Source organism: Corynebacterium sp. HMSC036E10, from assembly GCF_001836265.1.
GTDB lineage: Bacteria > Actinomycetota > Actinomycetes > Mycobacteriales > Mycobacteriaceae > Corynebacterium > Corynebacterium coyleae.
In genome coordinates this window covers 16,042-27,198 of the sequence record NZ_KV827967.1, presented here as the reverse complement: position 1 = coordinate 27,198, position 11,157 = coordinate 16,042, and the positions used below count along the sequence as shown (strand labels likewise).

General features: G+C 62.1%; 12 protein-coding genes. 5 read left to right on the top strand and 7 right to left on the bottom strand.

All coding sequences use genetic code 11. The features are described 5' to 3' along the window. Positions 1–21: 21 nt before the first annotated feature. Genes HMPREF2736_RS03345 through HMPREF2736_RS03330 form a run of 4 tightly spaced genes read left to right on the top strand, consistent with a single transcriptional unit; the run spans position 22 to position 3,176 of the window. Positions 22–588 carry an RNA polymerase sigma factor gene (locus HMPREF2736_RS03345; protein WP_070421903.1) on the top strand — a complete coding sequence of 189 codons (567 nt, stop codon included), beginning with the start codon at positions 22–24 and terminating at the stop codon, positions 586–588. Between the two features lie 10 nt (positions 589–598). Then, positions 599–1,612, top strand: a complete 1,014-nt coding sequence (trxB, locus tag HMPREF2736_RS03340) for a thioredoxin-disulfide reductase (protein ID WP_083322962.1) — start codon at positions 599–601, stop codon at positions 1,610–1,612. A 10-nt stretch (positions 1,613–1,622) separates the two neighbouring features. Then, positions 1,623–1,952: a thioredoxin gene (gene trxA, locus HMPREF2736_RS03335; RefSeq protein ID WP_070421904.1), complete on the top strand. Its 330-nt coding sequence runs from the start codon at positions 1,623–1,625 to the stop codon at positions 1,950–1,952. 48 nt (positions 1,953–2,000) lie between these two features. Then, positions 2,001–3,176: an N-acetylmuramoyl-L-alanine amidase gene (locus HMPREF2736_RS03330; RefSeq protein ID WP_070613769.1), complete on the top strand. Its 1,176-nt coding sequence runs from the start codon at positions 2,001–2,003 to the stop codon at positions 3,174–3,176. 458 nt (positions 3,177–3,634) lie between these two features. Here the strand turns inward: HMPREF2736_RS03330 and HMPREF2736_RS03325 are convergent, their stop codons facing one another. The 7 genes from HMPREF2736_RS03325 to rpmH form a co-directional block, all read right to left on the bottom strand. Then, on the bottom strand, positions 3,635–4,705 hold the full coding sequence (locus HMPREF2736_RS03325) for a ParB/RepB/Spo0J family partition protein (RefSeq protein WP_070613771.1): 1,071 nt from the start codon (positions 4,703–4,705) through the stop codon (positions 3,635–3,637). A gap of 3 nt (positions 4,706–4,708) precedes the next feature. Next, positions 4,709–5,629, bottom strand: coding sequence for a ParA family protein (locus HMPREF2736_RS03320; protein WP_141761584.1), 921 nt, complete (start codon positions 5,627–5,629; stop codon positions 4,709–4,711). 27 nt (positions 5,630–5,656) lie between these two features. Further along, complete coding sequence (gene rsmG / locus HMPREF2736_RS03315; RefSeq protein ID WP_371326403.1) at positions 5,657–6,289, bottom strand: 16S rRNA (guanine(527)-N(7))-methyltransferase RsmG; 633 nt, start codon at positions 6,287–6,289, stop codon at positions 5,657–5,659. Between the two features lie 100 nt (positions 6,290–6,389). Beyond that, a complete protein-coding gene (gene yidC, locus HMPREF2736_RS03310) occupies positions 6,390–7,370 on the bottom strand; it encodes a membrane protein insertase YidC (RefSeq protein ID WP_070449834.1) in 981 nt (326 codons plus the stop codon). Positions 7,371–7,379: 9 nt separating this feature from the next. Further along, on the bottom strand, positions 7,380–7,667 hold the full coding sequence (yidD, locus tag HMPREF2736_RS03305; protein WP_070421910.1) for a membrane protein insertion efficiency factor YidD: 288 nt from the start codon (positions 7,665–7,667) through the stop codon (positions 7,380–7,382). After that, entirely contained in the window at positions 7,667–8,020 is a 354-nt protein-coding gene (gene rnpA / locus HMPREF2736_RS03300) for a ribonuclease P protein component (RefSeq protein ID WP_070828880.1), read from the bottom strand. The genes yidD and rnpA overlap by 1 nt, the downstream gene beginning before the upstream one ends. Before the next feature lie 15 nt (positions 8,021–8,035). Next, a complete protein-coding gene (gene rpmH, locus HMPREF2736_RS03295) occupies positions 8,036–8,173 on the bottom strand; it encodes a 50S ribosomal protein L34 (RefSeq protein WP_070421912.1) in 138 nt (45 codons plus the stop codon). Between the two features lie 761 nt (positions 8,174–8,934). On the opposite strand from rpmH, the gene dnaA reads away from it, so the two are divergent. Continuing rightward, positions 8,935–10,521: a chromosomal replication initiator protein DnaA gene (dnaA, locus tag HMPREF2736_RS03290; protein WP_070421913.1), complete on the top strand. Its 1,587-nt coding sequence runs from the start codon at positions 8,935–8,937 to the stop codon at positions 10,519–10,521. Positions 10,522–11,157 lie beyond the last annotated feature (636 nt).

Genomic DNA, 11,157 nt, shown 5'->3' with positions numbered 1-11,157 from the left:
AACACTTTTCTGGGGGGAATCATGGATTACCGCAATGACCGGGCTCTAGTCGCCCAATACCTCGACGGAGACCGACGAGCGTTCAGGCAGATCGTCAAACGCCACCACAAAGCCATGTACTACGTGGCCCGCAACTACACGCGCAACGACCAGGATGCGCAAGACATCGTCCAGGACGCGTTTTTCAAGGCGGCACGCAGCCTGCACACCTACCGCGGGGAAGCGAAGCTATCCACGTGGCTGCACCGCATGACCATCAACGCCGCCATCGACCACCAACGCAAGTTCACGCGCGCGGGCGCACAGGCGAGTCTTGACGACGACGCCGTGGCCGTCAGCAGCGACATGAACAAATACCTCGCCTACAACCCCATGGAGGCCATGGAACGCACCATCGCGATGCGCCAGGCGCTCAACGTGTTGCCGTCGGGGCAGCGTAAGGCACTGTGGCTGATCGATGTCGCAGGCATGTCCGTCGAGCACGCCGCCCACGAATTAGGCGTGAAACCGGGCACCGTGAAGTCCCGGAGATACCGTGCCCGGGAGGCAGTAGCTGCAGCAATCGGGGAGAGGTTAACAAGCAGCTAGACTCACCGATATGAACTTCTCCGGATTCAATTTCGTTACCCCGCAGACCGACGAAAGCGGCGATTCCGCAACGGAACCCGCCACCGCCCGCACCGATGTAGACACCATCCACGATGTGATCATCATCGGCTCCGGACCGGCCGGCTACACCGCCGCGCTCTACGCCGCTCGCGCCGAGCTCAAGCCCCTCGTATTCGAGGGTTACGAGTTCGGCGGCGAACTCATGAACACCACCGACGTGGAGAACTTCCCCGGCTTCCCCGAGGGCGTGCTCGGCCCAGACCTGATGGGCAACATGCGCGAGCAGGCCGAAAAGTTTGGTGCAGACCTGCGCCCTGAACTGGTAGACCGCGTGGACTTCTCCGGCGAGATTAAGAAAGTGTTCGTGGACGACGAGGAGTTCCCCGCCCGCGCCGTCATCCTTGCCACCGGTGCAGCCCCACGCCACCTGGGCATCCCGGGCGAGGCCGAACTGACCGGCCGTGGCGTGTCCACCTGCGCGACCTGCGACGGTTTCTTCTTCAAGGATCAGCACATCGCCGTCGTCGGTGGTGGCGACTCCGCAATGGAGGAAGCAACCTTCCTGACCAAGTTTGGCTACAAGGTTTCGCTGATCCACCGTTCGGAGAACTTCCGTGCCTCCGCCATCATGCTGGAGCGCGCGAAGCAGAACGAGAAGATCGAGTTTGTCACCAACACCGTCGTCGAGTCCGTCGTTGAGGCAGACGGCAAGGTCGGCGGGTTGAACGTACGCAACGTGGAAACCGGCGAAGAGTCCGTCCTGGATGCCTCCGCGTTGTTCGTCGCTATCGGCCACGACCCGCGCTCCGGGTTCCTCGAGGGCCAGGTTGCTGTAGACGAGGGCGGTTACGTTTCGGTGGAGGATCCGTCGACACGCACCAGCGTCGCCGGCGTGTTCGCCTGCGGTGACCTGGTGGACAAGACCTACCGTCAGGCCATCACGGCGGCTGGTTCGGGCTGCCGTGCCGCGTTGGACGCACAGCACTATCTCGCGGAGCTGTAAACTAACGGCCATGAGCGCACCAGTAGATGTCACCCAGGCCACCTTCAAGAGCGAGGTCATCGAGTCCGACACCCCGGTTCTCGTGGACTTCTGGGCAGAGTGGTGCGGCCCGTGCCGCAAACTCTCCCCGTTGCTCGATGAGATCGCGTCGGAGATGGCAGGCCAGGTTAAGGTAGCCAAGGTCAACGTGGACAACGAGCGCACCCTGGGCGCAATGTTCCAGGTCATGTCCATTCCGACCGTGCTGCTGTTCAAGGACGGTAAGCGCGTCGATGAGTTTGTGGGTCTGCGTCCGAAGTCGGAGATCGTCGCTAAGATCCAGGCGCAGCTCGACGCGTAAGCTGTTGTAGTTGGTTTTGTTTTTTCGACCGGGAAAGTTAGGTGCTTAGTGCAAGACTTGCTGCACGTTGGCGACTCCAGCACGCGGGTTGCCGAGGTTCGGTTGTCGCTGGCCCGCCTCGGTCTCCTCGACGGATACGAAGGCGAAATCGATAGCACGCGTCGCTTCACCGAAAGCGAGATGCTTTTCGACGACACCCTCGCCGAAGCCCTCAAAGCCTTCCAACAATCTCGCGGCATTTTGCCGTCTGGCTCCATCGACGACCTGACGCTTCGCGAGCTGCGCGAAGCCTCCTACACGTTGGGCGCACGCGTGCTGAGCTACCAGCCGGGCCAAGAAATGGTCGGCGACGACGTGGGTCAGCTGCAGACACAGCTTCACGAGCTCGGCTTCTACGCCAACCGCATCGACGGCCGCTTCGGCCCCGCGACCTACGAAGCGTTGATGAACTACCAGTTGAACTCCGGTTTGGAGGACGACGGTGTCTGCGGCCCCGACACGTTGCATGCATTGTCCCTGCTTGGCCGCCGCATCACCGGAGGTTCCGCCCAGGCGATCCGTGAGCGCGAAACCGTCCGCCAGGCCGGCCCGAACCTCGCCGGTAAGCGCGTAGTCATCGACCCTGACCTCGGTGGTTCCGACAAGGGCCTGGTTGTGGAGGGCCCGTATGGTCCCATCACGGAGGAGGAGATCCTCTGGGACCTCGCCCAGCGCATCGAGGGCCGCATGGTCGCCACCGGCATGGAAACCATCCTGTCCCGCCCGCGCGGCGACAACCCGTCCAACAAGCACCGCGCCGACCTGGCCAACGGCTTCAACGCCGACCTGCTGATCTCACTGCGTCTGGATTCCTACCCAAACGAGAAGGCCAACGGCGTTGCCACCTTCTACTTCGGCTCCGAGCACGGCAGCTCCTCGATGACCGGCGAAACCCTGTCCGGTTACATCCAGCGCGAGATCGCCGCCCGCACTGACCTGCAGAATTGCCGAAACCACGCCCGCACCTGGGAGATGCTGCGGATGACCCGCATGCCGTCGGTGGAGCTCGTGGCCGGCTACCTCACCAACCCGGGCGACCTGGCCGTACTTACCGACCCCGCCCAGCGCGACGCCATCGCCGAAGCCGTCGTCGTCGCCGTGAAGCGCCTCTACCTGCTGGACCACGACACCCGCCCGACAGGCACCTACTCCTTCAAGGAGCTCCTGCGCGAAGAGCAGGCCTAACCGCCCTCCCGGCTCTCGCGCCCTCCCAGGCCTCTTTTACCCAAATAGTTCCCGTCCTGGGAACTATTTCGGCTTTCCGGGCCCAAATAGTTCAATTCACCCAGGTCGCGCCGTCGCGGGCCGAAAATAGTTCCCGGACCTAACGCGATCTGCCGATTTCCGTGGAACTTTTTTGGTGAGGGGAGCGGCAACGGCCTCGATCGCGACCTCTATCGCGGCAGCAGTCGCCCGTCGCCCGTCGGCCGGCACCCAGTCACTGACACATTGCGGCAGAATCTGTCAGCCGCAGGTAAACGTGCAGGTCAGACACGACCCTGACAAAGTCCGGCAGAATCTGTCAGAACCGGCTGCCGGTGGCGGACACCGCTAGGCAGCGTGGCAGGCCGACAGCGGGCATGCGGACACCGCGGGCGCACAGGCGACCCAAACCAACCGCCCAAACCAGCCGCCTAAAACCCCTAGTCGGTGCCTTGGATGAGCCCCATGATGCGCTCGAAGTCGTCCTTGTCGCCGAACTCGACGACGATCTTGCCCTTGCGCTTGCCCATGGTGACGGAGACTTTGGTGTCCCAGATGTCGGCAAGCGAGTCGGCGGCCTGGGTGAGGTACTCCGGCTGGGGGAGAGGTTGGCGCTTCGGCTTGTCGGGCACCTTGCCGCCTGCGTTGATCATGGATACGGCCTCTTCGGTGGCGCGCACGGACAGGCCTTCGGCGACGATGCGGTCGGCGAGTTGGGCCTGGGCGTCGGTGGTGTCGTCGCCAAGTTTGATGCCCAAAAGCGCACGGGCGTGGCCGGCGGACAGCACACCGGCGGCGACGCGGCGCTGCACCGGAACCGGCAGCTTGAGCAGGCGGATCGCGTTGGTGATCACGGGGCGGGAGCGGCCGAGCCGGTCGGCGAGTTGTTCTTGGGTGACGCCGAACTCGTCGAGAAGTTGCTGGTAGGCGGCAGCTTCTTCGAGTGGATTCAACTGCACGCGGTGGATGTTTTCCAGCAGTGCGTCGCGGAGCATGTCCTCGTCGGAGGTTTCGCGCACGATCGCCGGGATGTGCTTGAGGCCTGCCTTGGAGGAGGCGCGCCAACGGCGCTCGCCCATGATGAGTTCAAAGCCTTCGGGGGTGTCGCGTACGACGATGGGTTGGAGGAGGCCGAACTCGCGGATGGAGTGGACCAGTTCGGCGAGCTCATCCTCGTCGAAGACCTGGCGTGGCTGCTTCGGGTTCGGGATGATCTGGCCGATCGGGATTTCCTGGTATCGGGCGCCCACCGGCACCGGCTGCATGACGTTGTCCTGCTTCGCAGTAACGGTCGGCGCGCCCTTCACAGCCCGCGGCGCACCCTTCGGCGCCCCCTTAGGCGCTCCCTTCTTCGCAGCACCAGAACCAGCGCCCTTGTCCTGCTTGCCGAAGATCACGTCGGAGGCGTTGCCGCCGATGCCGGGGGTTTTGCCGTTCTTGTCAATGTCTGCGGGTGCCGACGGGATCAGTGCTGCCAGTCCGCGGCCGAGGCCGCCTTTGCGTTCTGCCATGGTTTAGTCCTCCTCGGAAGAGCTGTCGAGTTGGGCGGAGACTTCCGGGCTCACGCCAATTGGGCCGGTGGTGGGGTGGGGTTGGTAGTCGCCGCGCAGCGCGAGTTCTTTGGCTGCGTCGAAGTAGGCGAGTGCTCCGCGGGAGCCGGGGTCGTAGTCGATGACGGTCTGGCCGTAGCCCGGCGCTTCGGAGACCTTCACGGAGCGGGGGATGACGTTGTTCAGCACGACTTGGCCGAATTGGCCGCGGACCTCGTCGGCGACGTCGGCCGCGAGGCGGGTGCGGGCGTCGTACATGGTCAGCAGGATCGCGGAGATGTGCAGGTTGTGGTTGAGGTGTTCGCGGATCATGCTGATGTTGCCCAGCAGCTGCCCCACGCCTTCGAGTGCGTAGTACTCGCATTGGATGGGGATGAGTACTTCGTCGACGGCGGTCATCGCGTTGATGGTCAGCAGCCCGAGGGATGGTGGGCAGTCGATGAACACGTAGTCGAAGCCATACTCGTCCAAAAAGCCGCGGCGGATGGCGTCGTGGAGTCTGTATTCGCGGCGCACCATGGACACCAGCTCGATTTCCGCGCCGGCGAGGTCGATGGTGGCGGGGATGCAGAACAGGTTCTCGTTGTCGGCGTGGGCCTGCACGGCGTCGGCGGCGTCGGCCTCACCGATGAGCACTTCGTAGCTAGAGGTGGTGCCGGAGGTGTGTTCGGCGCCGAGCGCGGTGGAGGCGTTGCCTTGCGGATCCAGGTCGATCACCAGCACTTTCATGCCCTGGCGGCTCAGTGACGCCGCGAGGTTGACGCTGGTTGTGGTTTTGCCGACGCCACCTTTTTGGTTGGCAACGGTGATCACGCGGGGTTGGTCGGGTCGCGGGAGCGTTTCGCTTCTCGACGACACCCTCGCCGCCCGCATCGCCTCCTCCATCAAAGGCGTGTCATCGTAGTGATCCACTTATTCCCCCTTCTTCTTGCGGGTGATGCGGATTAGGGTGGTTGGCTGTTCAAGCGTAGTCGCACCCACGGTGAGAATCTCGGGATCCTTACCGCCAGCCTTGGCGATGAGCTTGGCGTCGCGTTCCAGCTCCTCGGCGACGGATTCGCCCTTCATGGCGATCATGGCCCCACCGCCCTGCAGCAGCGGAAGCGACCAGCCGGCAAGTTTGCCCAAGGGTGCCACGGCGCGGGAGGTCACGGCGTCGAAGGATGCCTTCGGCTGCTCCTCGGCGCGGCCACGGATGACGGTGACGTTGTCCAGGCCGAGCTCCTCGGTGATCTCGCGCAGGTAGGTGGAGCGCTTCAGCAGCGGCTCGATGAGCGTGATCTTCAGGTCCGGCCGAGCGATCGCCAGCGGGATTCCCGGCAGGCCGGCGCCGGAGCCGATGTCCGCCACCCTCAGCCCTTCCTCAAACGCTTCCGAGATCACCGCGCAGTTCAGGATGTGGCGCTCCCAAAGGCGCGCGACTTCCTTGGGGCCGATGAAGCCACGCTCGGCGGCGGTGGTGGCCAGCGACTGATGGTACGCCTCGGCCAATGCGAGGCGATCTCCGAAAACTTGGGCTGCGGCTGCAGGGGAGGTATCCGACATGCAGAACACTGTAGTCGGCTCTCCGACACGACCCCACACCATATATATGGGTATGAAAAACGCCCCGGGTGGGGCCGGGGCGTCGTCGAGAAGCAAATGCTTAGTTGCCTTGCTTGCGCTGCTTCTTCGTGCGGCGATCCACCTTGCGGGCACCCGGGGCAGGCGCGGTGGTGCGCTTCATCTCCACCTTGCGGGCCTCCTCGGCAGCCTCCTCGGCGTCCATCTTGTTGTTCAGGAAACGGGTCTGGAAGAAGGTCCACACGTTGTTGGTCAGCATGTAGAACAGCAGGCCGATGTGCCAGATGACACCGGTGGCCAGAATCATGATGGGGAAGAACCAGAGCATCATCTTGTTCATCATGCCCATCTGGGATTCCATCATCGCGGCCATCTCGCCCTGCGGCTTCGCGGTCTTGCCGGCAGCCTTGCGGGCGGCCTGGCGGTTGATCATGATGCGGGCGTTGAAGTGCGTAAACGCAGCACACAGCACGACCAGCGGGGCACAGACGGCGATGATGTTCGCGCGCGTCAGGTCAGCGTTACCGAAGGCTGCGAACATCTCCTCCGGCATCGACATGTACGCCGACAGCGGCACACCGAGGAAGTCCGCGTCCAGGAAGGACTGCACGTCCGACGGCGGGAAGGCGTAGTTGGCGGTGTTGCGGTTCTGCTCAACCGTGAAACCAAGACCAACGCCGCCGCCGTCACCGGTGCGGTTGAAGGAACGCAGCACGTGGAGCAGGCCAATAAAAATCGGCATCTGCACCAGCGGCACGATGCAGGATGCCAGCGGGTTGGTACCCATCTCGCGGTAGAGCTTCTGCGTCTCCTCCGCAATCTTTTGCTGGTCGCCCTTGTACTTCTCGCGGATTTCCTGCATCCGCGGTTGCATCTCCTGCATCTTGCGGGTGGACCGCATCTGGTTCACCATCGGCTTCAGCAGCAGCAGACGCACCGTGCATGTCAGCAGCACGATGGCGAGGATCCAGGAAATACCTGAATCCTTCGGAAGGATGAAGCCGAGAACCTCGTGCCAGAACTTCAGCACCCAGGAAATCGGCCAATAAATGAAATTCAGCACGTTTCGGTGTTACTCCTCACTCAATTCGATGCTGCCCGGGACAGGGTCGTAGCCCCCCGGGTGCCAGGGTCCGCATTTGCAGATCCGGGCCGCCGCCAGCATCCCACCACGTAGAGCGCCGTGCCGAGACACAGCTTCGAGCCCATACGCGCTGCATACCGGCAGAAAACGACAGGTCCCGCCCATTTTAAGGGGTGAGAGGTATTTTTGGTAGCCGCGAATCAGCCCGACCAGCGCTTTGGCGGCCGGTCCGCGGGCGGCGGGGATTTCGCCGCCGGCGAAGTTGTAGTACGCCATCAGCGGTTCAGCGCTTTGGTGATGGCGCGTTCCATGTCGCGCGCGAGGTCATCGCTGGTTGCGGTGGCAGACTTCGGCAGGGCGCGAATGACGACGTCGTAATTGCGCGGCAGCTTATCGACGACCCCACGTTGCACCACCACATGCCTCAACTTCCGCGACACCGCATGGCGGGTCACGGCGTTGCCGACCTGCTTAGACACCACAAGCCCGAAACGTGGGCCACCTGTGATGACCTCGTCCGGGCGTGGGTAGACATGGACCATTAATGTGCGAGACCCCGCGCGCACTCCCTGCTTCATCGCCGTTTTGAAGTCGGCGGATGAAGTGAGTTTGTGCGGGCGGGGTAGCACGATGGTTGCGTAAGACTACGCGGAAAGGTTCGCGCGGCCCTTCTTGCGGCGCGCGGAAACGATTGCGCGGCCGGCGCGGGTCTGCATACGAGCGCGGAAGCCGTGCTTGCGTGCGCGGCGACGGTTATTCGGCTGGAAAGTCCGCTTAGACACGGTGGACTCCTTGTGCGGTCATGAACGGCCGACGGCTCGTGAAAGCCTCCCGGGGTAGTAGCCGTTCCAAAGTTGAAACGAGTGCGTCGAGATTGCGGTTCGGCACCAGTGGATCGGTGCGCAGTCGCGTGCAGCGCCTTCGCCGGCTCGCCTTGGTAAGCGGCCCGGTGCCCGGCGGGGGCGGTGCTCTCGTGAAGCACGCCAGGGGTAACTGGCGTGAAGACGGGGATAAGACTACGCGAGATTTGCGGCCGCGGCCAAATCAACACTCCGGGTTTCTCATCTGGCCCGAACGGGTGCCCCCGTAATTACAAGCTTGTGTTTTTTCGCAGGTCGGGCAACGAATCGCCGAAGTTTCCTGCGGAGCAGCTGTGAGTATGGGGACACATGTTCGACGACAGGAGTTGTCCACAGTTTGGTGAATGACAAAACGTTAGACACTGCGAGGTCGGGCGGGGTAACAATGTTTCAACACCACAATCACACAGGCTGTTCATGCACAGCCCTGTGGATAACTGTGAAGTAATGGTTGAGACTTTCCCGGTTCGACGGTCATTTCCGCAGGGCAGGTCAGGTTTCTGTAATTCACACAGTTATCCACAGAAGAAAATGCACCTGTGGACAACTCCCGAATGCGAAGCTGTCCACACCTGTGGATAACATTGTGGATCGGCAGGTGAGAGCCAAGCCGATCATCCTCAGCGCTTGTGGATCAAGCGGTGAATTTGGAATTACAGGAAATTGACAGACTGGAGCGGACCTTGGCGGATCAACACCTCGAGGATCTTTGGCGTGGCATCGTCGACGAACTCCTCAGACTCTCCGAGCAACCCTCGTCCACGGTCCCCACACTCACCCCGCAGCAGCGCGCCTACCTGCGGCTCATGAAGCCAGTCGTGCTTGTCGACGGCTACGCCCTCCTCTCCGCACCACACCAAGCCGCCAAAAACGTGGTCGAAGACTCCCTTTCCCCGCACATCACCGCGCTGCTGACCTCCCACACCGGACTGCCCTACAACCTGGCCGTTTCCGTCGCCGCACCCGAGCCCGAGCCTGAACCACAGCCCGAACCCGAACCGGTGCAGCCGCCCACGCCGCCGGTCCAGCAGCACTCCTGGGGCCAATCCCAAACCGTGGCGGGGGAGTACGAGGCAGAACAGCCCGCCGCTGGCGAACAAATCCCAATGGGCCTTGACGAGCTGGCGCGGATGCATGCCGCTCAGGTTGAGGGGCGTCGTCGAGAAGCAGCTGCTCATCCCACCGTGGACCGCCGCATCCCGCGCGAAAAGCCAGCTCACGACCCCGACCGCGAAGCCAGCCTCAACCCGAAATACACCTTTGAGAACTTCGTCATCGGCTCCTCAAACCGCTTCGCCAACGGCGCCGCCGTCGCCGTCGCCGAAAACCCCGCCAAGGCCTACAACCCCCTCTTCATCTGGGGCGGCTCCGGCCTCGGCAAAACCCACCTGCTGCACGCCGCCGGCAACTACGCCCGCGTCCTGCAGCCAGGCCTGCGTATTAAATATGTCTCGTCCGAGGAATTCACCAACGACTACATCAACTCCGTGCGCGACGACCGCCAAGAATCCTTCAAACGGCGCTACCGCAACCTCGACATTCTGATGGTCGACGACATCCAATTCCTCGAAGGCAAAGAAGGCACCCAGGAAGAGTTCTTCCACACCTTCAACGCGCTGCACCAGGCAAACAAGCAGATCATCCTGTCGTCCGACCGCCCGCCGAAGCAGCTGACCACGCTGGAAGACCGTCTGCGTACGCGCTTCGAAGGCGGCCTGATCACCGACGTTCAGCCACCAGACCTAGAAACCCGCATCGCCATTCTGATGAAGAAGGCTGCCGCCGACGGCACCCAAGTCGACCACGCCGTGCTCGAACTCATCGCGTCGCAGTTTGAGTCGTCGATCCGCGAACTCGAAGGCGCGTTAATCCGCGTCTCCGCCTACTCTTCGCTGATCAACGAGCCAATCACCATGGAAGTTGCTCAGGTAGCACTGCGCGACATTCTTCCCGACGAAGGCGACGTGAACATCAACGCCGCCACCATCAAAGAAGCTGCCGCGGAATACTTCGAAGTCACCATGGAGCAGCTCGTCGGCGCAGGTAAAACCCGTCAGGTGGCGCACGCCCGCCAGATCGCCATGTACCTCTGCCGCGAACTCACCGACCTGTCACTGCCCAAGATCGGCGACGAGTTCGGCGGCAAAGACCACACCACCGTCATGTACGCCGACCGCAAGATCCGCAAGGAAATGACAGAAAACCGTGGCACCTACGACGAGATCCAGGAGCTCACGCAACTGGTGAAGAACCGGGCCCGCGCGCGGTAGGGGTTGAGTTAATAGGGGAGTCCACTCCGGTGGGCTCCCTTTTTTGTGGTTGTCGCGCCTCCCGCACGGCGTTTCCTGACAAACTTCACAAAATTTGTCAGGGTTCATTTCTGACCAGCAGCGATGCCGACGGCTGACAGATTCTGGCGGAATGTGTCAGCCAGGGAGCCTCAACAACACACCAAAACCACGCCAAAACCCACCCAACACAGATCTATCCACAGACCTATCCACACCTGTGTAATTACACCGTTGTAATTAGGCGATCTTAGTCACAAAAGGCCGCTGACCGGCTGGGGAGCGAAATGTGGACAAACCGTGGATAGCTCGGGACAAAATGTGTAATTCCAAAAAGCACAGAAATCTATCCACAAGCAAGGGCAGTTATCCACAAGTTATCCACACCCTGAATCACAAGACGGATCGCCGAGATGACCGGCGCAGATAAGGTGTAATCCACAGATTCCCCAGGACTTACTGTTGTTCCTACCTATTTACTTGTAATTCTTCTAAGAGAAAGAGAGGGTGTGCAGAACTCGCCGGGGCTCCGTCGATAGGCGTCGAGAGGCAAAGAGCGAATGACAAAACTGGCACCCGGAAATGGCGTGTGTCGGGGTGCCCGCCTAGAGTGGTTGC

Excerpts from the sequence above, each read along its gene's own strand:
- HMPREF2736_RS03345 (WP_070421903.1), top strand. The coding sequence starts at position 22 with ATGGATTACCGCAATGACCGGGCTCTAGTCGCCCAATACCTCGACGGA.
- trxB (WP_083322962.1), top strand. The coding sequence starts at position 599 with ATGAACTTCTCCGGATTCAATTTCGTTACCCCGCAGACCGACGAAAGC.
- trxA (WP_070421904.1), top strand. The coding sequence starts at position 1,623 with ATGAGCGCACCAGTAGATGTCACCCAGGCCACCTTCAAGAGCGAGGTC.
- HMPREF2736_RS03325 (WP_070613771.1), bottom strand. The coding sequence starts at position 4,705 with ATGGCAGAACGCAAAGGCGGCCTCGGCCGCGGACTGGCAGCACTGATC.
- HMPREF2736_RS03320 (WP_141761584.1), bottom strand. The coding sequence starts at position 5,629 with ATGGAGGAGGCGATGCGGGCGGCGAGGGTGTCGTCGAGAAGCGAAACG.
- rsmG (WP_371326403.1), bottom strand. The coding sequence starts at position 6,289 with ATGTCGGATACCTCCCCTGCAGCCGCAGCCCAAGTTTTCGGAGATCGC.
- yidD (WP_070421910.1), bottom strand. The coding sequence starts at position 7,667 with ATGGCGTACTACAACTTCGCCGGCGGCGAAATCCCCGCCGCCCGCGGA.